The 24,951-nt window shown below is 46.7% G+C and carries 24 protein-coding genes, 1 tRNA gene and 4 pseudogenes; 6 read left to right on the top strand and 23 right to left on the bottom strand.

Annotation, left to right across the window (positions count from 1 at the left end; genetic code table 11):
- Window positions 1–4 precede the first annotated feature (4 nt).
- The 22 genes and pseudogenes from BQ5375_RS05130 to BQ5375_RS05240 all read right to left on the bottom strand — a co-directional run bounded on the left by BQ5375_RS05130 (window position 5) and on the right by BQ5375_RS05240 (window position 19,289).
- On the bottom strand, window positions 5–1,741 hold the full coding sequence (locus tag BQ5375_RS05130; protein WP_076917533.1) for a C40 family peptidase: 1,737 nt from the start codon (window positions 1,739–1,741) through the stop codon (window positions 5–7).
- A gap of 3 nt (window positions 1,742–1,744) precedes the next feature.
- On the bottom strand, window positions 1,745–4,132 hold the full coding sequence (locus BQ5375_RS05135) for a VirB4-like conjugal transfer ATPase, CD1110 family (protein ID WP_076917590.1): 2,388 nt from the start codon (window positions 4,130–4,132) through the stop codon (window positions 1,745–1,747).
- Window positions 4,092–4,526, bottom strand: coding sequence for a PrgI family protein (locus tag BQ5375_RS05140; RefSeq protein WP_002304375.1), 435 nt, complete (start codon window positions 4,524–4,526; stop codon window positions 4,092–4,094). The genes BQ5375_RS05135 and BQ5375_RS05140 overlap by 41 nt, the downstream gene beginning before the upstream one ends.
- Window positions 4,527–4,543: 17 nt before the next feature.
- Window positions 4,544–5,410 carry a VirB6/TrbL-like conjugal transfer protein, CD1112 family gene (locus tag BQ5375_RS05145; RefSeq protein ID WP_002304374.1) on the bottom strand — a complete coding sequence of 289 codons (867 nt, stop codon included), beginning with the start codon at window positions 5,408–5,410 and terminating at the stop codon, window positions 4,544–4,546.
- 25 nt (window positions 5,411–5,435) lie between these two features.
- Window positions 5,436–5,534: pseudogene (locus BQ5375_RS05150) on the bottom strand (Maff2 family mobile element protein); the annotation flags it as partial.
- 148 nt (window positions 5,535–5,682) lie between these two features.
- On the bottom strand, window positions 5,683–7,569 hold the full coding sequence (ltrA, locus tag BQ5375_RS05155) for a group II intron reverse transcriptase/maturase (RefSeq protein WP_076917513.1): 1,887 nt from the start codon (window positions 7,567–7,569) through the stop codon (window positions 5,683–5,685).
- Between the two features lie 722 nt (window positions 7,570–8,291).
- Window positions 8,292–8,420: pseudogene (locus BQ5375_RS05160) on the bottom strand (Maff2 family mobile element protein); the annotation flags it as partial.
- Window positions 8,421–8,503: 83 nt separating this feature from the next.
- Window positions 8,504–8,896 carry a helix-turn-helix domain-containing protein gene (locus BQ5375_RS05165; RefSeq protein WP_002304334.1) on the bottom strand — a complete coding sequence of 131 codons (393 nt, stop codon included), beginning with the start codon at window positions 8,894–8,896 and terminating at the stop codon, window positions 8,504–8,506.
- 5 nt (window positions 8,897–8,901) lie between these two features.
- Entirely contained in the window at window positions 8,902–9,222 is a 321-nt protein-coding gene (locus BQ5375_RS05170; RefSeq protein ID WP_002304332.1) for a hypothetical protein, read from the bottom strand.
- Window positions 9,223–9,234: 12 nt separating this feature from the next.
- Window positions 9,235–10,257, bottom strand: a pseudogene (locus tag BQ5375_RS05175) (VirD4-like conjugal transfer protein, CD1115 family); the annotation flags it as partial.
- 133 nt (window positions 10,258–10,390) lie between these two features.
- On the bottom strand, window positions 10,391–12,301 hold the full coding sequence (ltrA, locus tag BQ5375_RS05180; protein WP_076917521.1) for a group II intron reverse transcriptase/maturase: 1,911 nt from the start codon (window positions 12,299–12,301) through the stop codon (window positions 10,391–10,393).
- A 691-nt stretch (window positions 12,302–12,992) separates the two neighbouring features.
- Window positions 12,993–13,724, bottom strand: a pseudogene (locus BQ5375_RS05190) (type IV secretory system conjugative DNA transfer family protein); the annotation flags it as partial.
- A complete protein-coding gene (locus tag BQ5375_RS05195) occupies window positions 13,724–14,206 on the bottom strand; it encodes a PcfB family protein (RefSeq protein WP_002304320.1) in 483 nt (160 codons plus the stop codon). The pseudogene BQ5375_RS05190 and the gene BQ5375_RS05195, both read right to left, overlap by 1 nt.
- Before the next feature lie 36 nt (window positions 14,207–14,242).
- Window positions 14,243–14,554 carry a DUF5720 family protein gene (locus tag BQ5375_RS05200; protein ID WP_002304317.1) on the bottom strand — a complete coding sequence of 104 codons (312 nt, stop codon included), beginning with the start codon at window positions 14,552–14,554 and terminating at the stop codon, window positions 14,243–14,245.
- A 10-nt stretch (window positions 14,555–14,564) separates the two neighbouring features.
- A complete protein-coding gene (locus BQ5375_RS05205; protein WP_002588969.1) occupies window positions 14,565–15,206 on the bottom strand; it encodes a DUF3846 domain-containing protein in 642 nt (213 codons plus the stop codon).
- Window positions 15,207–15,260: 54 nt separating this feature from the next.
- The gene (locus BQ5375_RS05210) at window positions 15,261–15,788 is read right to left on the bottom strand and encodes a hypothetical protein (protein WP_002304315.1); all 528 of its coding nucleotides are present in this window, start codon (window positions 15,786–15,788) and stop codon (window positions 15,261–15,263) included.
- 8 nt (window positions 15,789–15,796) lie between these two features.
- Window positions 15,797–16,723, bottom strand: a complete 927-nt coding sequence (locus BQ5375_RS05215; protein ID WP_002304314.1) for a ParB/RepB/Spo0J family partition protein — start codon at window positions 16,721–16,723, stop codon at window positions 15,797–15,799.
- Window positions 16,680–17,507 (bottom strand): ParA family protein, encoded by an 828-nt coding sequence (locus BQ5375_RS05220; RefSeq protein WP_002304313.1) that lies wholly within the window; start codon window positions 17,505–17,507, stop codon window positions 16,680–16,682. The genes BQ5375_RS05215 and BQ5375_RS05220 overlap by 44 nt, the downstream gene beginning before the upstream one ends.
- Window positions 17,508–17,513: 6 nt before the next feature.
- On the bottom strand, window positions 17,514–18,443 hold the full coding sequence (locus BQ5375_RS05225; RefSeq protein ID WP_002304312.1) for a DUF6017 domain-containing protein: 930 nt from the start codon (window positions 18,441–18,443) through the stop codon (window positions 17,514–17,516).
- Window positions 18,440–18,595, bottom strand: coding sequence for a hypothetical protein (locus BQ5375_RS05230; protein WP_227131618.1), 156 nt, complete (start codon window positions 18,593–18,595; stop codon window positions 18,440–18,442). The genes BQ5375_RS05225 and BQ5375_RS05230 overlap by 4 nt, the downstream gene beginning before the upstream one ends.
- Entirely contained in the window at window positions 18,576–18,809 is a 234-nt protein-coding gene (locus BQ5375_RS05235; protein WP_032508086.1) for a hypothetical protein, read from the bottom strand. The genes BQ5375_RS05230 and BQ5375_RS05235 overlap by 20 nt, the downstream gene beginning before the upstream one ends.
- 403 nt (window positions 18,810–19,212) lie before the next feature.
- A tRNA-Arg gene (locus BQ5375_RS05240) sits at window positions 19,213–19,289 on the bottom strand.
- A 333-nt stretch (window positions 19,290–19,622) separates the two neighbouring features.
- On the opposite strand from BQ5375_RS05240, the gene BQ5375_RS05245 reads away from it, so the two are divergent.
- The 6 genes from BQ5375_RS05245 (at window position 19,623) to BQ5375_RS05270 (ending at window position 24,000) form a co-directional block, all read left to right on the top strand.
- Window positions 19,623–20,027: a bis(5'-nucleosyl)-tetraphosphatase gene (locus BQ5375_RS05245; protein WP_022132056.1), complete on the top strand. Its 405-nt coding sequence runs from the start codon at window positions 19,623–19,625 to the stop codon at window positions 20,025–20,027.
- Between the two features lie 43 nt (window positions 20,028–20,070).
- A complete protein-coding gene (locus BQ5375_RS05250) occupies window positions 20,071–21,435 on the top strand; it encodes a TrkH family potassium uptake protein (RefSeq protein WP_022132057.1) in 1,365 nt (454 codons plus the stop codon).
- A 199-nt stretch (window positions 21,436–21,634) separates the two neighbouring features.
- The gene (locus tag BQ5375_RS05255) at window positions 21,635–22,165 is read left to right on the top strand and encodes an RNA polymerase sigma factor (RefSeq protein ID WP_022132058.1); all 531 of its coding nucleotides are present in this window, start codon (window positions 21,635–21,637) and stop codon (window positions 22,163–22,165) included.
- Complete coding sequence (locus BQ5375_RS05260; protein ID WP_022132059.1) at window positions 22,155–22,541, top strand: hypothetical protein; 387 nt, start codon at window positions 22,155–22,157, stop codon at window positions 22,539–22,541. Before BQ5375_RS05255 ends, BQ5375_RS05260 begins: the two co-directional genes overlap by 11 nt.
- A gap of 3 nt (window positions 22,542–22,544) precedes the next feature.
- Window positions 22,545–23,345: a PLD nuclease N-terminal domain-containing protein gene (locus tag BQ5375_RS05265; protein ID WP_076917535.1), complete on the top strand. Its 801-nt coding sequence runs from the start codon at window positions 22,545–22,547 to the stop codon at window positions 23,343–23,345.
- A gap of 91 nt (window positions 23,346–23,436) precedes the next feature.
- A complete protein-coding gene (locus BQ5375_RS05270) occupies window positions 23,437–24,000 on the top strand; it encodes a HutD/Ves family protein (protein ID WP_083687509.1) in 564 nt (187 codons plus the stop codon).
- Window positions 24,001–24,042: 42 nt separating this feature from the next.
- Here the strand turns inward: BQ5375_RS05270 and BQ5375_RS05275 are convergent, their stop codons facing one another.
- Window positions 24,043–24,945, bottom strand: coding sequence for a DUF4097 family beta strand repeat-containing protein (locus BQ5375_RS05275; protein WP_076917536.1), 903 nt, complete (start codon window positions 24,943–24,945; stop codon window positions 24,043–24,045).
- Window positions 24,946–24,951 lie beyond the last annotated feature (6 nt).

A 24,951-nucleotide genomic window follows, 5' to 3' on the forward strand; every position in this document is an offset into this window, starting at 1 on the left:
TCCTTTAGTTTCTGATTCTGCCGAAGCAGTAAAAATGCTGTTGCCAGTAATTCGATTCGATAGAAGCGTAGGAAATGGGGTTTCCGCAGTGGATCATCATACCATTGCCAACATAGATACCAACGTGTGATGCACCGGAGGTATCATAAGTGCCTTGGAAGAAAATCAAATATCCCGGTTTGGCAGAGCTTTTCGGGATAATGTCGCATACGCCCATCAAACCGTTTGCGGTCAAACGACCAACACTCCAACCGTTTCCGCAGTGATTGATTACATAGGAAACAAATCCGGAGCAGTCAAAGGAGGTAGACGGGCTGCTGCCGCCCCACACATACGGGTATCCCAGATATTTTTCAGCTTCCCGAATCATATTGGCAAATCTTGTGTCTGTCAGCGCTTCGCCCGGAATATCATAATCGGTGTACTCGCCGCCAGGGGTGGCGTAAATGTCATTTCCGAAAATATCCGGTCTGTTGCCCCTTGTCTGAAGCAAAATTCTATATCGCTCCATATCATCTTCCGACAAGCCGGAATTTGAAATCACACTGTTCAAGCCCTTATTTCTGAGCTTCACATTCAGAATATAATATTCGTAATCTTCTTCCTCTGTTGTTGTCTCTCCCGTTTCGGGATCAGTAGAAGATGTTGTTCGTGTACGAATCTCTACTACTTCCGTCAGGGTCAGCTCATATTGTTGCTCAAATAGCCATTGCAGGGTAGCCTGCACCTCATCTCTGGTGTAATCCTCAAACTTCACCGTCAAATACGCCGCCAGCTCATAAGGATTGTGGTTGATTTCATCAAGGTCATACCGGTACTCGTCATATCCGCTATGAGTACGCTCGATATTATTGATTTTATTGCGGAGCGCAGCTTCCAAAGCCTTGTAATCATTGTCCGCACCAATAATATCTTCCTCTTTTGCAGTAAAAGAAGTTCCCAGAATGATCTGTGTGCCGCCTTGGAACATAGCCGAACAAGACGAGAACATCCCTGAGAGTATCATAAAAAGCAGTCCGGCAATCAAAACAAACAGAATCGTTTTAGAGTGTGTGGTGCAGAACTCCGTTACTCTTTCTGTGATGTTCTTGGCTCCCTGAGCTGCTTTGCCCGTTGCCTTGCCTGCACCCTTAGATGCAGAAGCCGTTGTCGAAGCGGTATTCTTACCGGCTTTGGCGGCAGCATATTCTTTCTTGATTGCCCTTTTCTGTTGCCAACGGGAAAAGGGATTGGAACCGGCATCGGGGTTGTCCTTTTTGAACTTCTCATACAGGGCATTTACATTTGCTTTATCTGACTTCTCAACCAGCTTTTCCGCCTTGTCGTAGGCTTTCAGCTTGTGACTGTAAACGGCATGATCGACGGTATAGACAGTGGATTCAACAGCCTTGGTCGTTTCCTGCACAGCCTGAACGCCGATATTATCATCCTCATATTCTGACACCGCCCGATGTGCTTTGGATGTGAGCGTGACTGCGGCACCACGGCTTGCCATGTGCTTTGCCACAGATGGGCGCTCGATTTCCGTAAACTCCGCTTTTTCAAAACGGAGCTTTGCTTTACGGGAACCGGCTGCATCTGTTTCCAGCTTTAGCTTCGGCTTTGCCTTTTTAGAAGCCAATTTGTCTGCCGCTTTTTCAGCCCTATCAACCGCCTTATCTGCACGGTCGGCAGCTTTCTTCACATGAGAATCTGCAAGGTCATCTTCGGTAAAACGGAGTCGTGTAGGTCTTTTCGCCATACATTACGCCTCCTTTTCCTGTGCCACCTCGTTTAACTTCGTGGTCATAATGCGATACAGTTCCAGATCTGTCGGGAATCGGTCAATGAACGGCAGAATCACATTGCCATAGAACAGAAGTCCTTCGCCCTCACCGGAGTTGGTTACATAGGACAGCTGATGCGGCGAAATGTTCAACCGCTGTGCCAGAATACTTCGGTCATCGCTTGCCTGATTCAGCATATAGATGAAATCAGAGTTTTCGAGGATGTTGGCAATCTCCGGGGAACGAAGCAGGTCTTTGACATTCTGAGTAATACCGGTCGGCAAGCCGCCCCATTTACGGAATCGCTTCCAGATTTCTACGGAATAGGTTGCCGTCTGTTCTTCCTTCAGAAGCAGATGGAACTCGTCAATATAATATCTGGTCGATTTACCGGCAGAACGGTTGGCAGTTACACGCCCCCAGACCTGATCCTGAACGATCAGCATACCGATTTTTTTCAGCTGATTGCCCAGCTCCTTAATGTCGAAGCACACCAGACGATTCTGAATATCCACATTGGTTCTGTTGTTAAACAGTTTCAGAGAACCCTTAACATAGATTTCCAAGGCGGTCGCTACATGGTGGGCTTCCTTTTCGTCCTGTTTCAGAAGGGCATCATACAAATCCTCAAGGATCGGCATATTCTCAGGGGCAGGATTGTCGAAATATCTCTGGTAAATCTGATGCACACAACGGTCGATAACCGTCTTTTCGATAGGCTGCAAGCCATCCTTACTGCCCATAATCAACTCACAGAGGGACAGGATAAAATCAGCTTTCAGTGCTACCGGGTTGTCATCCTCAGAGTAGTTCAGGTTGATGTCCATAGGGTTGATATAGTTGGTACTGGAGGAGCTGATTTTTACCACCTGACCATTGAACTTGTGAACCAGAGCCGCATATTCCGCTTCGGGGTCGCAGATGATAATATCGTCATCCGTAACCAGGAACGCATTGGTGATTTCACGCTTTGCGGAAAAGGATTTACCGGAACCGGGAGTACCCAGAATCAGTCCGTTGGGGTTCTTGAGCTTCTTTCTGTCCACCATGATAAGGTTGTTCGACAGAGCATTCAGCCCGTAATAGAGCGTTTCTCCACCATTCTGGAACAGCTCCTGCGTGGTGAAAGGCACAAAAATAGCCGTGGAACTGGTAGTCAGGCCACGACGAATCTCAATCAGGTTTTGTGCCAAAGGCAGGCTGCTCATCAGTCCGGATTCCTGCTGAAAATCCAAACGACGCAGATTGCAGTTATGCTTCTGGGCGATGCTCTGTGCCTGGAACACATTGTTCTCCAGTTCCTGCTCGGTGCGCCCGGTGTTCAGCACCAGAAATGTCACCATGAACATTCGCTCATTCTGGCTCTGCAATTCTTTCAGAAGTGACTTCGCATCTTTACCATAGGTAGCAAGGTCAGATGGGATAATGTCCATGTCATAGCCAGAACGCACAGCCTTTTTCTGTTCCTCGATTTTGGAACGGTCAAGCTCGGTGATGATTCTCTTGATGGTCTTAATCGCCGCAGTCTGGTCAACCGACTGGATGTGCATGGTCACGATCTGCGTGGATTCCATATCCAGAAAATCCGCCAGCATACGATCAGACAGGTCTGATGCCGTAATTGCCAGATAAGACATCGAACCGAAGATACTGCCCATCTGGAAGGTGCGGTTGGTCTTAAAGGCAAACGCCGTCGGAGCAATGAAGTCCTTTACGGAAAGCCCGGATTCTACCAGCCACTTCCAATCAAAGAAGAACTTATCATTATCACCCATGTGGAACATAGAGTGCATCAGATGCAGCCGCTCTTTGCCGTTCATGGTAGTGGCAATGACACCCAAACGCCGAAAGTTATTGAGCAGATCGTTTTCGATATGGTTGAGTCTCGGCTTTGCCTGCCGCATGGATTCGGCTTCAATGCCGAATGTCAGGTACTTGGTTTTGGTCAAGCCGTTGTTGCCCTGCGCCAACTGCTTTTTCAGCATCTGGCTATACTCGGCACGGACGGGATTGAAGCTGTCCTTCTTGAACGGGATACGGATACTCTTTTCAAAGCTTTCAGCATCGGTACTCAGGTTCATAAAGGAAAGCTCAAAGTGAATGGAGCTGTCAAAGAAATTCAGGAAACTGCACCACTCATCGAAGATGGCAGTCTTATCTTCCTGCTGTGCCAGCTGATAGTTGATGTCCTGAAACTGAATGGTCTTGGTGTAATAACTGTCAGTGACACGGCAGATGCCATCCGGGAACATTCTCTGAAAGGGAATGGACTGCTGTGCAGTCTGCGGAATACCGTTGTCCTTCTTTGCCCGTTCCACAACAGCTTTAATTTCTCGCTGCTGCTTCCGATTCAGATTTGCAGGCATTTTGATGTTTCTTGCCTGTGGCTTCTTTTTGAAAAACAATTCGTTCAACCTCCTTTTCCAGTTTGTACTGACGCATCAAAGCGTCATAATAGTTGTCCGTCTGATAAGGGCGAACCTTGGGACGAACGAATTTGGTCTGAATGAAGTGTTCTACAACCACTTCCAACGGCTGACTATCCTTTTCATACATTGCCAGAAAGAACAACGGTAACATGACGATCATCATGGACAGTGCTGCAAGGCTCACATTTCCGGTTGCTTTGACCAGAAAGAAAATCGGCACTCCGATGAGCGCCGCCGCACCAAAGCAAAGTAACTGCCGTTTCGTCAGATTGAAGAACACTTTTGTTTTTACCCTCGTCAGGTCACGAGGTACGGGAATATACGCTGCCAAACAATTTCCTCCTTCCCTTAGTGAGCGCTGAATACACCCTTCGCAAGCGAACCAGTCTTAAACAGGGTGAAGCACAAAAGGACGGTGTAGCCCATAACACCCCAGATAGAACCGATGATGTCATCACTGAATGCGATAGACTGAATCAGCACCGCATAAATGCCCACGCAGATCATAATCAGGAATCCCTGGAATCCGATTGCAAACAGCGAACGCAGATAATTCTGTCCGATATTGCTCTGTTCTCTGTTTCCAAAAGTGGAAAGCGGAATCGGGGCAAGGCTGACCATCAGATAAATTTCAATCATTCGACCGTAGACGATCACAAAGATGATGATTGCCAAAGCGGACATCGTGACCTGCACGATAAAGGATTGCAGGAACAAGCCGAGCAAAGGACCCAAATCCATTGCCATCAGCGTTTCTTCCATTGTTTCCAATGCCGAAGCATCTATGGCAGTATTTCCGGATATGATACCGGCGCTTGCGTTTATAACGTGCTGTGTCACATCAAACACAGCCATCGTGATATTGAATGTGTTTGTGATTAACATGACCGCAACAAAAGTCTTGAACACCCATTTGAAGAAGATCCAGGTTTCAAAATTTGCCAGATTGTTGTGGTCAATAATCATCTGAATTAGCTCATAACAGGCAATGAAGGTCAGAATCAAGCCTGCGATTGGGATAATCACTGACTCGGAGATGTTTCGTACCATGGCAAAGACACCCGGCGAAAAATTCGCCGGGGTCATGCCAACGGAGGTTGCTATCTCGCCAACCTGGTTGTTGACGGACTCAAACATCCCCGACAGATTTCCCATAATAGCTGAAACGAGCATTTCTTTCAGCCAGTCTGTGATCTGTTGGAGTATGCTGTCCAAAGGCGATTACCTCCTTGTTTTGTGATTAACCGAACAGTCCGGAGAGCAGAGGTACAAGGGTGGTGCCGATGAGGGCAACACCGCCGCCAGCCATGAGCTGCTTCATGCCCTGGGACTTTGCGCCGGATAGCGATAGGTAATCCTTTGAAGTTATCTCCAGATTTTCCCCCGCTCCACACCGTGCATGCGACTTTCACCGCACACGGCGTTCCATCGAATTCAGCCGTCCAGGGTTTTAAACACAACTTACACACTTCGTTACAGCATTAAATTCAAAGAATAATAGGTGGCATTTCTGCCATAGTACGAAGTTTGTTAAGCTTTTCTATTTGTTTATCATCAAGATTTAAGGATTTCAGGTACTTCTCAATCGTAGGTTCTGAAGAAGCATGGATAAGGATATGAACTTCTTTGCTGACAAGAATAAGATTTGTGTATTCATCCGAACCACCATTGTTTACGGGCACTTTATGGTGGCAGTGAATATCATGAGAATCCATCAGAATTCCCGTCACTGCACATTTACCATACTGTGCCGCATACAAGGAGATACGGTTATCCGCATATTCAATGGTTCTGCCCTTTACAGGATTTCTCATCAGCCATAACATTGTCGCTGTGTCGATTGCAAGATTCTTATGAATCTGTTCCCGACCTTTGACCGTATACTTATTGATGGATTTCCTTTTATGCTGGGCATTCTTCGGCTGGACATATCCCAGTGGAATCACCGGACGTTCATGAAGGAACCTCATCTGTCTGCTTGCTCCATACTTTTCTTTAATAAACCCATTTCTGAGCTGTCCCTTTTTGGATAAGTCACCTTTCAGTCTGTTTCTGAGTTGTTTGTTGATACTGAAGGCAAGTCTGCTGAAATCATGGGATACTTCTGTGGAAATACAATAGTATTCATGAAGTCCGGCAACTACAGCGTTATATTTCTGAAGCTGCATGAACTGAGCATTATCATCTGACGAATGAGCCAGTTTCTTTACTTCTTCCGAGACTTTTCCATGAGCCTTTTTGTATGCTTTATCGCTCATATGAGACCGAACTACATACTTCTTACCCTTTTTACGGACTTTCAGCTTGAACCCGAGAAAATCAGAATACTGTCTTTTGAGATTAACTACTTTGGATTTGTCAGGGCTGATTTCCAGCCCCAGCCTGTCCTTTAGCCATAACTCTGTTGCCTTGTATGCTCTGACAGCATCCTCATGTGATGCGCAGAAAATTTTAAAATCATCTGCGTACCGGACTGCATGCATCTCTTTTAATCTGCTCCGACGCAGAGCCCTGTAAGCGTGGCTCTTAATCTCTGTTCCCTGCGCATTGCTCCTCTTTTTGAATTTTGTCTTTGTTGGCATCTGCTCCCATTGGGAAGCAATCCACCAGTCCAGTTCATTCAATACGATATTTGCAAGCAATGGCGACAAAATACCGCCTTGCGGGGTACCCCGTGTGGGATATGTTTTCTCCCCATTTGGCAGAACAACAGGTGCTTTCAGCATCTCTTTTATAATGCATAACAGCTTTTTGTCCCGGATTCCCAATGCCCATATCTGACGCATCAGCTTTGTATGGCTGATATTATCAAAGAATCCTTTAATATCGAGGTCAACCACATGGTACAGATGCTGTATCTGTATCAGCCTCATGCATTGCGCAATAGCAGTCTCAGCAGAACGGTTCGGGCGGAACCCGTTTGAGTTCTCACTGAATTTTGCTTCACATATCGGCTCCATAACCTGTAAAATACATTGCTGTACGATTCGATCAACGATAGTTGGAATTCCCAGAGGTCTGGTCTTTCCATTGGGCTTTGGTATCTCCACTCGCCTTACGGGTCGTGGATGATAATTACTGAATTGTCTCCGTATGAGACGGACGTAAGCTTCCTCGCTTAACTTTGCAAGGTCGGCTATCGTCCTTTTATCCACTCCCGAAGTATCACTTCCTGTATTCTTCTTTATCGTCCTGTATGCAAGCTTGATATTTTCTTCACTCTCGATGATTTCCATCAGATGGTTGAAGGTTTTATTTTTCTTACTTTCTGCATACAGCCTGTCAAAAGTGCCCTCCATGTCGTAATACTCTGAGTTGCGGATTTTTCTCTGTTTACTTTTCCTTTCTTGCTGCCCCGAAGTCAACACAGGCATCCTCTCCCTTCGGTTTGGATTTTCTTTGTCATACTCGAAGCTGTGTTTGTTGTGTTTTCATTTTTATTGCTGAATTCGACTTGTGGCTATCCCTCCACCGCTTACTTATTCACGGTTTCATAGGTACTGTGCCACTACTCTCACTGGAATAAAGAATGGTTATTGCCCTCTCGCGAGGGTATTCCCATCCACCACATCATTGGCTTGCAACCGCCTCCGTGTTCCCAGCTTTCCACGTTCCGATATTCCTATCATTAGATATCTTTAGGTTCTTCCTCTAAGCCTGTATCTGGTCATGCATAACCGCACCGCCTGTAACGATGCATGGACTTTCATAACAACCAATTTTACTCGCCCACAGATACCACCATAAAAGGTGTACTGCCTTTCGACAGCATCAACGTTTAGACTCGTACATTCGGAATTTCGTCAGTATTTTCATACATTCTCACCATGGATATCCGACCCCCGGCATATAGGCAACATCATCCACCTCTGGACAGCTTTCGTGTCTGGTCTGAAAACCAGTCTTACGGTTGCTCTCTGCCGACTTCACCGAGCTCTATAAACTTTTGGAGAGAGCCGTTGCATGCTCCCCGCCATTCGGAGTATTAGGGTGGCGCTTCGGGACGTTACCCCCTCATTTCACCCATCGGAATATCAGTTCTCCAAAGTTTCGGGCTACAATTGCCCTTCGACTTTGTGCGCAAGCTTTTCACTTACGAACGTGTCGCACGGTTATCGTTGCCGTAGCCCTCAAGCAGATTGATTGCACCCCAGATGCCAAGACCTGCGCCCAGAGCGATAACGAGAGTCTGAAGAACGGTTACTGCGCTATTGAAAAATGCCATAATATTTTCCTCCTAAAATTTGAAATTGTTTTGAGAATAGAAAAAGCCCTCCGTACTACCGGCATCAAAACCGGACGGAAGGCTTAGTTTACGAGAATCTTTTCAAGGAACTCCTCGACGGTTATCACGCCAAGTTTCTGTTCCATTCTGCTTCTTGCATATTCAGTTTCACAATCATATATATCACCACCACCTTTCATAAGAAACAGCCAATACATTGACTGCAACAAATCTTCACGAGAAGCACAGATTGTCGGTGAAAAAACGACAGGTGAAACCTTCAGAACCTCTGCGAGTTTCGCTGTGGTTTCTGCATTAGGGGTTCGAGCGTTTTTCTCATACTGAGCAATACGGACATCCGCTGTTTTCTCGGAATACCCCATCAGGAGTCCAAGCTCTTTCTGGGTAAGGCGGCGAAATCGTCTAACGAACTTCAATCGCTGCCCAATAGAGGTATCCGTGATCCACCAAGTCATTTTTTTTACACCTCGCTTTCTGCAAATTCTCGATATACAACCTCATTTTTTGCTCTGCGCTTGCCTACGGCTTCACTGGGAGCAAGGTCAGGGTAGGTTGCCTGCACTTTCTGTCTGCTTCTGCGGACAGTTTCAAACCCCGGAAAGCTGCGTCTATCCAGTTCCTTCAAAAACACAGGAACCGTCATGGCATGAATGTCGATGCCACGCAGACCGGAATAGTGTTCCAGTACCATCAGGTACAAATGATTGTCGGTATTTCTTGCCTTGTGGTCGTGTTCCAAGATGTTCTTAACCAGGGCAGATACCGTTTTCAGATTTTCCAAACAGAAACCTCCTTAATCCGCATCGACTACCACAAACTCATCACCTGCCTTGAGCTTCAACCTTCGACTCAGAAACTGCTCAATGTTGAACTCATTTCTCTTATCAAAGTCTGATGTGTACTTATAATTGGGGTGCTGCGTCAGATCGTACTTGTCAGAAAGAAACGGTCTGACACCACGCAACTGCAAAATACACTTGCTGCCATCCAGAACCGCAAGCTCATCTACGCTCGCAAGGTCTTTGCCTAACTTCTGATAATTCAAGCCGTAAGACGGGCTGTTACCTCTGGTGTTGGAGGTGTTGTAGGTGTCGATAGTTTCTTTTCCCAATGCCTGATTCAGTTCTTTGAGCGTGGTTGGCTCAGAACCACCCAGGAAAATTCGGGAATCCATGTTGCCGATGATGGTATCGGCATTGTCTTTATAAATGGCTTTCAGCTGTGATTGTGCCTGGAGAACAAGGCAAGCCGATATTTCACGGCTTCGGATTGTCGCTACCAGTTTTTCCAGATTGGGAATCTGACCGATGTTTGCCATCTCATCAATCAAGCAGCGCACATGAACCGGCAGTCTGCCGCCGTACACATCATCTGCTTTCTCGCACAACAAGTTGAACAGCTGTGTGTAAATCATGGAGATCAAAAAATTAAACGTCGCATCCGTATCTGACATAATCAGAAAGAGCGCCGTTTTCTTATCTCCGAGAGTATCCAACTGCAACTCGTCATAGGCAGTCACATCTCTGACCTCCTGAATATCAAAAGGAGCCAGACGAGCGCCGCAGGAAATCAAAATCGACTTAGCGGTCTTGCCGGCAGCCAGCTTGTATTTTTTATACTGACGGACTGCAAAGTGATTCGGCTTTTTCTTTTCCAGGGCTTCAAACATCAGATCCACCGGGTTCTGGAACTCCTCATCATCTTCCCGCACCTCCATTGCGTTCAGGAACTCAATCAGGGTGGAGAAATTCTGTTCCTCAACCGGAGCTTCATAGTGGATATATCCGATCAAGGCACAGTAGAGCAGCGTTTCCGCCTATAGTGATAGGTAATCCTTTGAGGTTATCGCCGGATTTTCCCCCACTCCACACCGGACATGCGACTTTCACCGCATCCGGCGTTCCATCGGTTGTTTTCACAAGCATTTAATCAATCTCCAAATGAAAATATTATATTTCTATTGCTGACAAACCAGCCTGCTCACGCAAACTGTTCACTTTTAACATCAGTTCCTTTGTCGCCTTGAAAGTATCAGCTATCGCTTTCAGCTCATTTTGCGGACAATCTTGCAGAAGCGGAAGAAATCTCTCGTGGAACAAAATCATATTCTGATAGCGTTCCTTACCGCCCATTTCTGCCGGAGTTTTTAGCCAACATACTATTTCAGCCGCATTTTCAAAAAGTTCTCCGCATAATGCACATTTTCCACGCTGAGCAGAAAATAATGAAATCCTGCTGTCTGTGAGTTCTGTGCTTCGACCACCAGACGGTTGGCTTCTCAAACCAGTCAGAACAAATGAGTTTAGACTTAGGTTCGTGTGTATCAATGCCCGCCCGTCAGCCGTGTAACTGCATACTGCCGTTTTCTTCGCCATTGGTATCTTGTTCTTGATGTAAGCAATAGGGTAGATTGGTTGGTCGATTCCTGATACATACCGCACCATTGCCGACTTTCCAAACCGTTCCTTTTCGCTCTGGGTCATAGTGCCGCCCTCACGAACAAGTTTGCACCCGGTTTCTGTATTGAGCCGATTTGTTAAAACCGTCATAACCTGCCTATGGATTTTCCTGCAATCAATGCTGATACAGGTAGCAAGCTGATAATAATTCTGTATTCCAAGAACCATTGAATTGTATATCCGTATTTCGTCCAAAGGTCTTTTTCCCTCGGACGGTCTGGCAATTCGTTTTGCTTGCTCCACCAGTTTTTGGCGTTCCAGCTCTAACTTTTTGTCGCAGATGTGGGATTGCACGATGTACTTATTGCTTTTCGGTCTGACCCGTATCTTGAATCCGAGAAATTCTGAATAGCGTTTTCTGACATTGACTATCCTTGTTTTCTCCGGCGATACTTCGAGCCTCAACCTCTCGGTTATCCACTCCGTTACAGCTTCTTTTGTTCTCAGAGCGTCCTCTTTGTTCCGACAGAAGATTCTAAAATCATCTGCATACCGCACGATATACATTTCTTTCAGACCCGTTTTCCTCATTTTGAGAAATGCTTTGCTCCGGTCAAAAGTAATCGAGTTTCCGATTTTTCTCTCATACCCGTATTCCTTTACAAGTGGGTGGTTCTGCCATTGGCTCTCTATCCATTTATCCAACTCATTCAACACGATATTGGCAAGCAGTGGTGAAATGATACCACCCTGCGGCGTGCCCCGGTCTGGAATGATAGTAGAGCCGTCCGGCATTTTAATCGGTGCTTTCAGAATCCGCTTGATAATAAAAATCAACTGCTTATCATGTATTCCCAATGCCCATATTTGCCGCACCAACTTACTGTGATTTACATTATCGAAAAAGCCTTTAATGTCAAACTCAATCACATAGTGCAGATTCATGCGTTGGAGCATGGTGTAGGTTCTCTGCATTGCGTGTTCAACGGAACGGTTTGGACGAAATCCATAACTGTTATCGCTGAATTTTGCTTCGCAGATTGGTTCCAGAACCTGCTTGATACATTGCTGTATCAGTCTGTCCCAGATACAGGGAATGCCTAACGGGCGAGTTTTTCCGTTTGGTTTTGGAATGTCTTTGCGTCTGACCGGCTTTGGACGGTATCCGTGCTGACTTCCTGTGACAATAAACCTCACTTTCTCAACAACTGTTTCGGGCGGCAAACACCCGATGTCACTGATGTTTTTGTTGTCTGTTCCTGCTGTGTAGCTTCCTCCGTTTGCTTTGATGTTTCGATATGCCAGAAGAATGTTGTCCCGACTAAGTATCATATCCATAAGGTCGGTAAAAGTATCTCCGTCCATACTTCGGCGATAAAGTTCGTCAAAGGATGGTTGCATACCGTAATACTCGGCGTGTCGTAAATCATCTACACATAGATTTTTGCTTTTCTTTGGCATAAGGCATCACCTCCTTTTGCGAAAGTGACCCTTTTGGTCTTACTCGAATCCTTATGTTGGATTGAATAATGCCTGCTTATTCCAACCGACTTGTGACCATTCCTCCACTCTCATTACAAGAGTTTCACAGGTTCAATCACTACTTTTCAGCAACAGTTCGTCTGCTTATTGTTCTTCGCCAGACTATTCCTTGCGGAATCTGCTGCCTTTCCTCGTTCCGATAGTTCTATCTGTACATACATACCCTTAGGTTCCTGCTATAGACCTGCCGGCTTGCCTGTGCCTGTAACACAGCATGGTCGTTCGTAGGGCAAATTTCTACTAAACCACACCGACTGCGCTTTAACGCACCCACGCATTTCTGCGTGGTCTTCTTTTAGACCTGTACATTCGCAGGTTCGTCAGTCCGCCCGCCAAAGCGAACATTCTAACCATAGGTATCTTGTAGACCCTCGGCTTATAGGTAACACAGTCTGCCTCCAGACCGCTTTCGACCACTTTAGGCAGTGGTTACGGTTACTCTCAGCCTTTGTCATGGGGCTTCGTACACAAGCCATTACAGCCAATGCACGCCCATCAAGGGTAGGCGTTTCAGAGCGTTACCCCGTCATTCCACCTATCAAACTACCAGTTCTCCGAACAACGGAAAACCGTTGCTCGTGCGCAGACTTTTTACCGTCTGCGAACGAGTCGCACTCGTCCAGAACTCATCACCGGCTTTTCCATCACCCTTTGTGTTGGCAATCAGCGTTGTCACCAGTTTCAGAATGTCTTTTTCTGAATGGATATAGGCAAATGGGTTATAGTGCATCGACTTCTGAAAGTTGATGGTGTTGAAAATCTTGATGGTGTAGCCATGCTTCAAAAGGGCGTTGCCGCACTCAATCACGATGCTGCCTTTCGGGTCAGTGACCACATAGGAACTGTGCATCTGGAGAAGGTTTGGCTTCAACCAAAAGCGAGTTTTACCGGAACCCGAACCGCCGATAATCAGAACATTCTTATTTCGGGCATTGGCAGGATTCTTCGGGCGATTGCTCATCATCAGCCGCTCCGTTTTCGTCAGGATCACATTGTCCTCGAACTTTGGTGCAATAAACGGCTCAATATCTTTTGCCGTTCCCCAACGAGCAGAACCGTACTCAACATTGTGTCGGTACTTCTTTGCGTTTTTGCCTTTTAGATAGACAGCCAGCCGAAGTCCTGCGCCGCAGAGAATACCAATCAGCAAATCCAACGGGTGAAAGCTGGGAAACGGATTGTTCAGGGCTATCGGAAGGGCATGAAAAAAGCTGAGGATTTTCGCAGATGAATCTGCCCCCTCAGCCAATCTCCATGCTTCTCCTAAATTCGTAGCGAACAACCCTACCAGAAAATACGGTAAATTCAGAATCAGGAGCTTTTTCATTTTTCTCTTATCCATCACAGATCACGCTCCTGTTTCTTCTCTCGAACCTTCTTCGGAATCGCTGCGACAATTTCCTTGAACTTCTTCAGCTGCGCCAGAACGCTCGGCTTTTCATTCTTGGTTAATGCCCTTGCCTGATGTTCCTTGCAGATTGCATCCAAAGCATCTGCATCTTTAGAACGGACAAAAACAAGAAACCGGGGAGGATCAACGGACTTATCTTTTCTTACGGCAAAGTCCACGCCATACTTCTTGGCGAGCTTTTCAAAATCACGGATACTCTCTTTGTCGATCTCAACATTCGTAGCACCCTGATTCTGTCCCAAAAGCTGTTTCACGGATTGCTTTCCATGAACGGCAGGGTCTCGTGCCTTTTTCATCTTCACTTTTTCCCGGTGCTGCAAATACTTGCGGATACCGGCAATGATAGTGCGCCCCGTCAGCTTGGTTGTGCTGATCGCCAGGTTTACTGTTCTGTTTTCAACTTCTTCCTGCATGATTCATCACCTCCTGCAAGCAGTAGAGTGAACAGATTATCGTGCCATATCTCTGTGGTCGTAATACAGATTGCCCTTGGCAACTGCGGCATGGCTGATAATCTTGATATTGCCAGCTTTCTGGTTATCCAGAGCCTTCTGATAACCCACATCGCTCAAATACAGGCGATTTCTTTCGCCTTTCCAACCGACAGGCGATTCATCGGTCAGCACATCGAAAATAATCATGTGCTTGGTGGCGTCATCAAATCGTGCCAAGTCCATATAGGTATGTCCCTGGTACTCCTTGGCACCATCCTGAATCCGCTTTCGCTCCATCAGCTCTCCAATCGTCGAATTTCTTTGCATAAGAACCTCCTTACAGAACATCTCGGTCAGGGTTACTTTTGTGGGGAACCGAATCAGCTTTGACAGGTGCATCTTCTTTCTTCACCATGTCATCCGGCAGGGGAAGCGCCATAATGCTGCGCCCCATGCGTACAAAAGTCTCAGGCTGATGAAAGTGTTCCTCAAACTGCTTCATCAGTTCCGGGGACAGAGAACAAAAATCATCCTCGCCCAATCCCACAACCAGAAAATCACCGGCGATAATGTCATAAATATCGCCGTCATCATCACGCAGCGCACGGTTCAGTTCTTTGCCTACGAGTTTACCTTCGTCGTGCATCACCAGTGCAACCGGCTCATTGAACGGATAAGTTGCCTCAATATCGCCACCTACGGCTTTCTGCAAATCCTCCAGCTCACAGCCGATCTGCACAGCCTGCGGATACATGAACGGCTTTACCAGCAACACATTCATGGTATCTGCCTGTTCTTTCTGAACCTCCCGTTCCTCGGTCGTGCCGAACGCAACACCGGTAAAGTTTTCGGAGTCCAGAATGTACTCCGAATTGTAATAAGCGGCTCTAACCTGTTCCTCTGCCGCATCGTGAGATTCTGCTTGCACCGTAACCGTTTTCTCCAAGGTTTCGGTGATCTTCACATCGTATTCTTTCAAGTTTCGATACCTCCGTTTCTTTGGAAATAAGAAAAGCGACCATCCATGAACCTGTTACAGTTCATAAATAGTCGCATCCACATCGGCTAAAAGCTCGAACAAGCAAATATCGTCCAGTTCGCAAATCAGGGAACCCATGTCGAAGAAAATATCGTCCTCGCATTCCACCGTAGTAACCACGCTGCGGTGTTCGTTAAGACAAATGGCTTCTTCCTTGTCCATCGTGATCGTAGACATACAGGACACCACATAGAATGTCATATCTTCTGCTAACCACAGCTCCTTGCTCTGAATCGTGCGAACTTTTTCATCGCCGCTCATATCTTCTACATAGGACAGAAGCCGCACGGCTCTGCTGTTCAGAAGTACCTTTCCCTGATAGTCGATACCCTCACCAGCAGAGGACAATACTCGATACTCGCTAATCATCTCGGCATTTTTCTGAAACGACTTTGCCAGAAGCGCAGGAGAAATATCATCGAACTCCTCACTGTAGTTTACGAGCATATCTACCATATAATCAGGATCGCAAAGGTCGTAGAGTTCTTCCAAAGCGCCCTGAATGTTTTTGGGTGTAAACATTTTTTACCTTACCTTTCCATTGATTTTTCTCTTTTTTTCTGCCATTGCTCCAAAAGCTGAATGATTTTATCCTCCATCTGCTTGTTGGTATAGGACTTCGGGAAGTATTTTCGCAACGAATCCGTTTTGAAGGTTACTCTGTCCAGCTCTCCCTTCTTGATTTCATTCATAATCTCGCACATCGCATCCAGCGTACACTCGCCCTCCTGTGCGAGCTTTTTAATTCGCTGTGCTTGCGAAAGGGAAGGAGCTGCTTGAGCATAATCCATTGCAGAAAGAAAATCCTTCTGTTCTTCACTTGCCAGATAGGAAAGCTCCACCGCAGGATTGAATTTGATCTGACCCGTATCTACCATATCCAGCAGTTCCGGAATCAGTTCGGTCAGACGGATATAACGGTGTACCTGATTTCTGCTTTCTCCTGCCTCCTGACCGACTATATCCATTGCCTGCAACTTCATCCCAACTTGGGATGAAGTTAAATCGGTGCGTTGACCTTGATGTTTAATCGCATCCAGCTTCATCTTATAAGCAAATGCTCTTTCACTCGGCAGGATACTCTCCCTCTGCAAATTCGCATCAACCATCAAAATAATGGCTGCATCATCGTCCAGGTCACGAACAATCGCAGGCATGGTTTCCTTACCCGCAAGCTCCGATGCCCGGTGCCGCCTGTGACCAGAAACGATTTCATAACCACCGTCGGGGTCAGGACGGACAATCGCAGGAGTGAGAACTCCGAAATCTCGGACGCTCTCTGCCGTTTTCATCATTTCTTCATCATCAACCACACGGAAGGGGTGTCCCTCAAAGGGGTGTAGCTCAGAAAGCGGAATTTCCTGCACACGCTCCTGCTGGGCTTCAGCTCTGGATTGATCGGTGGAGAAAATATCATCGTACCCCTTCAAGCTGATGTTTGCGCCTTTTTTCTGCATTGTTTAACACCTCCTTCGTCAGAATTTTATAGGCTTCGGCAACTTTGCCTTTGGGATCATGCTTGAAGATACTGGTTCCCTCTGCGCTGATTTCCTCTGCACGGACAGAGCGGGGAATGTCGGTCTTGTAAACCTTCAGCTTTCCGCCGTAGCTCTCCCGAATCAGATTGCTGATGTCTTTGGAGTAGTTGGTGCGGCTGTCCACCATCGTCAGAAGAATCCCTTCAATCCTCAGTTTCGGGTTGATTTGCCTCTTGACCTTGTTGATGGTTCCAAGCAGCTGTTCCAGACCCTTTGCAGGAAGGTATGCTGCCTGAACCGGTATCAGCACATTGTCGGCAGCTGCCAACGCATTGACGGTCAGCATACCCAAAGACGGCATACAGTCAAGAAGAATGTAATCATAATTCTGTTTGACTGTATCCAGGTATTGCCGGAGAATGGTTTCCCGGCTCATGGCATTGACCAGTGCTACCTCCATACCTGAGAGTTCGATGTTGGACGGCACCAAATCAACGCCCTCCGGATGATGAAGAATCCCTTCATCGGGAGTAATAGGGTTTTCCATCATAATCTTTCCCATCAGATCGGAAAGTGTCGGAGACAGATCATCCGGGCAGGGATTGCCCAAACTGACCGTCAGGGAAGCCTGGGGATCGGTGTCTACCAGAAGCACCTTTTTTCCTTCAAGAGCCAAGCCAACGCCCAGATTCTCGGTGGTGGTGGTCTTTCCAGTGCCTCCTTTCTGATTGACCACCGCAATGATGGTTGCTTTTTTCGACATTTATCGTCACTCTCCTTCCTCTCGCTTCATTTTCAATTTCTTAAATCCTCCTTCCAAATATCCGTGTGACATATCGTGCCGAACAAGAGCATCGTAGTAGGTGTCTATTGTCGTCGGCGCATTGTATATCGTAGTCAGCATATACTGACGGATATTTCTAATCTTTGTGGTGTTCTCCTTGAAGCAGTCCATAACATATCGAATGTGTTCGGCATTCAGTTTCATAAACCGACTGCGGACAATTTCTGCCGGACGCTCCTCTGCACCAATGCGAATCAACGGTCGCTTCGTGCAAACTGTTTCAACGATCAACTCCAGAATGTTATCCAGCATTTCGGAATCGTAAGGGTAATCCTTCTTCAACAAATCCATACTAAGCTGATCCGAGAAATAATCAAAGTATTCTTGATACCGGTCATTCTCGTCCATCATTCCACCATTTCCGGAAGGAAAGATAGAATCAGTATCACTAAATTCAGTATTTTTAATATCAGTATTATTACATTGTGATTTCGGAAGTTCTTGAGTTGTGATTTCCATTGTTCCAGAATTGTGATTTTCACAATTCAAGAGTTGTGAATCCACAGCAGAGATAAAGTTCTTCACATAGATCAGGTTGGGCTTTCCCAAACCCTGGCGCTTACGTTCAATCAATCCTGCTTTCTTCTCAAGTTCACTGAGCAGCTTGATAGCCTTTTGTTCAGCACAGTTCAGAGCCATCTTCGCTTCGTCGATTGTAAAAATGATATACACTCTACCGTTTTTATCTATCCAACCATTCTTGGCAGACAGGCTCATGCGGTCAAGCAAAATGCCATACAGCATCTTGGCATCGGCAGAAATATTCCAGAACCTCTCGTTCGTGAACAACACCTTCGGAACTCGATAGAATGTGAATAGATCGGATTGCTGACCGTAAAAATAATCAAAACTCACACGGCTTCACCACCTTCTTTCTGCGGAAAACTTTCTGTTGTCAGCGGAATGCTGCGGAAAGTCGTATCCGTCTTTTCGTAAGGACATCGGGCAAAATAGTAGAAGCGGTATTCCTGTTCATACACATCCATATCAACGAAGCCCCACTTCACGCATAACCTTCTTCGTACACCAACCAATGCACGGGTGATCTCGCCCATAGGGACAGCCATCACATTCCGACTTGGGTTTCGGCGGCAAAGAGATTAAGTAGTAGCAATTATTTCTACCCAGACGGCAGCCCTTTCTGCCATTCGTCCAGAAGTAGCAGTAATGACAGTCGCTCGGCTTGTCTGCGGTATAAACAGGCTTGCTCAAATAAAACACCTCCAATCTCTTGTATTTGCCCATGGGTTTGGGCATAAAAAAAGAGCGCCTATCCATCCCCAATGCGGGGCAAATAGACGCTCTATGTACATAACGATATTTAATTTTATCTGCTATAACTGCATGGTATTCAAAACATCCGCCTTTTTTGATTAGCTGGATTTTTGGCACGATTTTGGGGCTGATTAGCAGGAAGGGCATTTTCATTAGCAAGAACAGCCCGTTTTCTGCTAAAAATTAGCTGGCGATTTTGTCTTATAACAACCGTTCGATTCTGGAGGGGTTGTCAAAAATCAAATTTTGGAGTAGAATTTTATCTCATACAGTGAAAGAGCTTTTTCGTAGCTTTTTATATAAGAAAAGCCGAAAACCCTTGAAAACAAAGGCTTTCGGCGTTGTTCACTGGCGTCCATAAGAGGATTTGAACCTCCGACCCCACGCTTAGGAGGCGTGTGCTCTATCCAGCTGAGCTATATGGACGTGTCTGATATATGATTATAGCCCGATCAAAGTCGAACTGCAATCCCTTATTTAGTTTTTTTTGAGGTGGCCGTTGTAACGCAACCTTAGGAGGGGTTTATTATATCCATTTAACTATGGGGGCAGACAATATAAAAGATAGCTCTACTAGTTTACTATTCTCAAGGAATTTTGTCAATACAGAAAGGAATAGGCAGCTGTTTAAAAAGGATGCTACATATTTATATGAACAAAAGAAGGTGAAAAAACGATTACCCCCTTTTCTATCAGGACAAAACGTGATATAGTAGTTGTCATGTAAAGATTATATTAACGCAGAACAGGAGGGACAAGATGAAGTTTGAGAAATCCTGTGGAGCCATTGTTTATCGCAAGACACAAAATCAGATAGATCTTCTGCTCATAAAAAATCGCTATGGAGGACACTGGTCCTTTCCAAAAGGACATGTGGAAGGGGCCGAAACCGAGATGCAGACAGCATTGCGGGAAGTCAAAGAGGAAACAGGACTGGATATTTCGATTCAGGATGGATTTCGTCAGGCGGTGGAGTATTTTCCAAAGCCGAATGTGCGAAAACAGGTTGTTTATTTTCTGGGAGAAGCGCAGAGCGTGGAATTTAAGATGCAGGAAGAGGAGATCAGCCGCATTATCTGGACCGATATCCGCAAGGCTTACCACATGGTTACCTTTAAAAATGATAAAAACCTGATTTTGGTGGCGGGAAAACGCCTTCGATAGAGGACCTTTCAGGGAATGAAACAGAAGGGAGAACATTTTTTCCATGAATTCAGCCAAAAAGCGGGCAAGCATTAATCCGGCCCGCATGATTTCAGAAAGTTTTGCGGCGGTGATTGTGATTGGAGCAATCCTGCTGTGGCTGCCGATTTCCTCAAAGAGCGGTGAGTTCACACCACTGCTCAGTTGTGTGTTTACAGCAGCAAGCGCGACCTGTGTAACGGGCTTGATTTTGTTTGACACCTATACCCACTGGAACGCATTTGGCCAGGGGATTCTGATGATGCTCATTCAGATCGGAGGTCTGGGTCTGGTGACCTTTACCTCCTTCTTTAACCTGGTGGTGGGAAGAAAACTGGGACTGCGCGGTATGCGTCTCGCGTCCGAGTCGATCAACTCCACCAGCTTCGGGGATGTTCCGCACCTGCTGCGAATGATCATTACCTTTACCTTAACGGTGGAGTCAATCGGGGCGGTGCTGCTATCCCTTTATTTTGTCCCACGTTATGGCTTGCAAGGACTCTGGATTTCAGCCTTTTTGGCGGTATCCGCCTTTTGCAACGCGGGATTTGATATCCTGGGATTTTTGGGAGAGTATACCTCGCTGACCACCCTCAACGACAGTTATCTGGTGCTGTTTACCATTATGGCACTGATCATCATCGGTGGTTTGGGCTTTATCGTCTGGAATGACCTGATCGCATACCGCAAGACTAAAACATTGCTGCTGCATACCAAGATCGTTTTGATGGTTACCATCTTTTTGATCATAAGCGGTGCAATATGCTTCCTTTTGTTTGAGTGGGACAATCCGGCAACCATGCAGCCGATGAACCTCAAAGAAAAGATCGGCGCGGCGTTCATGCAGTCGGTCACCATGCGTACAGCAGGCTTTAACTCGATCGACCTGTATTCCATGCGGGATGTCACCAAAGTATTTTCCATTGTGCTGATGTTTATTGGTGCAGCACCGGGCTCGACCGGCGGTGGTATCAAGGTTACCACCATGGCGATCATCGTCATGACCGCTGTCTCGATTATCCGCGGCAAAGAAGAACCTTATGTCCTCAAACGTCGCATTGCAGCAAATGTGGTTTATCGTTCCATCGCCATTCTGTTTTTGGGTATCGTGGTAGTTAGTGTTACCTCCATTATCCTGATGACGACAAGCCCACTGGAGCAAAACTCTTTTTCCGGTATCGATGCGGTATTTGAAGCAATGTCCGCTTTTGCGACCGTTGGCGTATCGGCAGGTGTGACGGGAATTACCTCGGAAATTTCACAGGTTGCTCTGATTCTGGCAATGTTTATCGGCAGGGTAGGTCCGGTATCGTTTGGACTTTCGCTTGCAGCACAGCAGAGTGTCAGCAGAAAGCTGATCATGCCGGAAGGAAAGGTTATTGTAGGATAACCTGTTATTGTAGGATAACCTGTAATCGATTCATTTTGCTTTACGGGAAAGCTCCGTACCTCTTTTGCAAGGGGACGGAGCTTTTTGTTTTGCCCTGAGAGGAAAGAGACAAAACAGAAAATTTTAAAAAATATGAAACCTGTTTTCCGGTCAGGACGAAATACAGACAGAAAGCAAAAACGGATTGGAGGGAAGAAGGATGGAAACGGAGATGGTGTCGCAGCTCATCGATCAGTTTGGCATGGATGTGATGCGGTTTTGCCGGAAGCTGACCTTTTGCAGCGAGGACGCCCAGGACCTGTATCAGCAGACCTTCTTAAAATTGATGGAACTTCGGGTTGCCATCCGGAAAGAGGAGAATCCGCGGGCCTTTCTGTTCAGCATTGCAAACGGCATCTGGAAGAATGAATGCCGAAAGCTCAGACGCAGGGCAAGGATTGCGCCGAGCATCAGCATCTCCCGGATGCAGGAGGAAAACGAGCAGATACAGGACAGCGCCGATACACAGTCACAGGTGCTCGAGCAGATGCAGCAGGAGGAACTAAGGCGCGCGGTAGAACGGCTGGAACCAAAGTATAAAACACCGATCATCTTGATGTACACCTTTGGGATGAAGGTCGAGGAGATTGCAAAAATCGAACATCTGCCTCAGGCTACGGTCAAGACCAGATTGCGAAGGGCAAGGCAGAAACTAAAGATAGAAATGGAGGAACGAGGATATGGCATCTAGGGAAAAGGAAGAAGCGCTGGAACACCTGCTTTATCAGGCAATGCAGCAGCCAGATGGAAAAGAGCAGGAAGCACAGCTGATTGCACAGAACAACCTCCTGAAGATCGAGATGCAGAAAAGAAAGCAGATGAAGAGAATCTCCCTGTGCTATCTGCCGGGCATCTTAAACGGTGTGATTCTGCTTTTGATGGCGACAGTTGTCTGCATCTTTGTGCCGATTCCATTCGTTCAGTCTTTGGCAGTGATTTTGACAGTTTTGTGGGGGATTGGCGGAATAGTGCTGACCCAAGTGGGCATCCGCTATTTTGAACTGCGGGAAAAGCTCAGTGTGGAGATTACAGCTCCAATTTTTAAAAGAGAAGGAAAGGAAGGATAGAAGATGGCTGCAATGGTTGTTTGTATAGTTTTGCTGATTCTGGCAGCGCTCATTTTCACGCTGCTGATTGCCGGATGGGTTTATCTGGATGCAAAGGAACATGGAGAGCGTGGCTGGATGTGGGTGTGCATCATCCTGCTTTCCTCACCGATTCTGGGAGGACTGATTTATCTGATCGCCCGCAGGGAGGAGCGTCTGCCCTGCCGCTTCTGCGGATGGATGGTGGATAAAAACGCCAACTACTGTGAGCATTGCGGGCAGAAAGCCCCTGTCTGTGAAGGAGGCAGCGGATATTTGCAGGATCTTCCGGCAGAGGAGCTCGGTGGAGATCTTGTGCGCAAGCAAAAGAGAAAGAAACGCAACCTGCGCTTTTTGACGGCGACCTTGCTGAGCGCGGCAGTGATGATTGCAGGTCTTGTAGGAGTGATCTTATTTGCGGTGAATAGCGGTGGAATGGATACCAACCTTGACTGGAACACCGGATGGGTTATGATGAATGTGGAAAAGAGCTGGGACAATGTCTGGACCTTCCGGTACAACAAGGCAAGTGAGAACTATCACACCAGCGCTACCCTCGAGCTAAACGACCCGCAGACAGAACGTCTGGCAGTTGATCTGCATTTTGAGCAGGGGGAGGAGATGCGGGTGCTGATTATCCAGAATGGAGTTGAGTCCGAGTATTTCCTGCAAAGCAGCGAACAGACCCAGTATCTGCCGCTTACAGAGTTTACAGAAGGGAAAATCAAGGTGCGGTTTTACAATAACGGGGTAGAAAATGTCGATGCCAGGGTAACGGTGGAATAGAATATCCCGAAAATTGTTTGTTCGGAGGCATGGATGGGATGGAATCGCGCATCGATCTGCGGTATAATGAAAGCAAAGGACGGTGGTAGCGGTGCAAATCAAGATGTATCAAAAAGAAGACTATCCAGTTTCCAACTGGTCGGGAGGAAAGACGACCCAGCTTTTTATCTATCCGGAGGACAGCGAGTACGCAAAGCGAAACTTTCTGTTTCGAATCAGCAGCGCAACGGTGGACTGTGAGCGCTCGGAATTTACTTCCCTCCCTGGAGTGAATCGGGTGATTCTGCCACTCAAAGGCAACCTGCACCTGTTTTATGAGGGACATGGCGAAAAGGTGCTTGCTCCCTATGAGCAGGACCGCTTTGACGGCGGCTGGAATACGGTGAGCGTGGGCAAAGCGACCGACTTTAATCTGATGCTCCGCGAGGAAACAAAGGGTGAGGTCGAAGTTCATACCCTGCAAACACAGGAAAACTTGTGCCTGCAAAACGATGATTCCATGATGCTGGTGTTTGCGGCGGAAGGAAATCTCTGTCTGGACGAAAAGCCGTTTGATAACTGGCAGCTTGCGGTAGTCGATGGAGAAGGAAAGATTTCTATTCAAAATAAAGAAGAGAAACCGGCAAAAGTCATTGTATGCAGAATACAGCTCTAATTAAAAAAACGAGGCAGTAAAAACTGCCTCGTTTTTTATGTGCTATTTTTGAAATTGGATTTTAATATCGCCCATGCCGCCATTTGCATGGATTTCTCTGTCCTGACCGTTATCTTTTTGATAGCTGCCGCCCATCATTTCAGAGGAGACATCTGCTCCATCAATGTGGAGATCGCCCATACTGCAGTCAACATCATAGTCATAGTCGCCTAAAGATGCACCATGCAGAATCAGTTCGGTGTCTCCCATACCGCCGGAAATGTCGATGTCGCAGAGAAGCGTTCCATCCAGGGTGATGTTTCCCATTGAGCCATCAACAGAGACCTTATCGGAAACGGTAATTCCTTGAGCAGTGATGTCGCCAAGGTTGCCGCTGAGATCCAGCTCTCCGGCAGAGAGATTCTTAAGGCTGACATCGCCAAGAGAACTGTCCAGATGAAGCTCCTTGCAGCTGATATCCTGGATGAGCAGATCCCCCATCGAGGAACTCAGGTCGACGTCCTCAAGAGAGGTACCCTTTGGAACGGTGATGGTGATGTTCTCAGACTGATCGGTGCCGGTATTAGCTGGCCGTTTGTAGGACAGCTTTAATTCTTGGTCGTCAATCTGATAGGAAAAACGTTCCGGCATCGCCAGCTGATAGCTGATCTCCCAGTCGTTGCCCTGCTGGATGGTGACATCGGACTGAAGACCGTCGTCGCAGTCGATTGAGCTGATTTTCTGACCGGAAAGGGGAATGGTCTGTTTTTCCTTTAATGGAAGGATGTCGGCAATGTTTTGGGAGGAGAAGGAGGTGCTTCCCATCAGCTTATCACCGATGGTGATTTTGCCGTTGTGATAGTTTACTGATTTGGCGCCGGTCGCCAGACCGATACCGCAAAAGATGACACCGACAGCGAGCAATCCGCCTGCTGCAATCAGCATATTTTTCTTCCACACTTTCATCGAAAT

Source organism: Negativibacillus massiliensis (assembly GCF_900148495.1).
Classification (GTDB): domain Bacteria; phylum Bacillota; class Clostridia; order Oscillospirales; family Ruminococcaceae; genus Negativibacillus; species Negativibacillus massiliensis.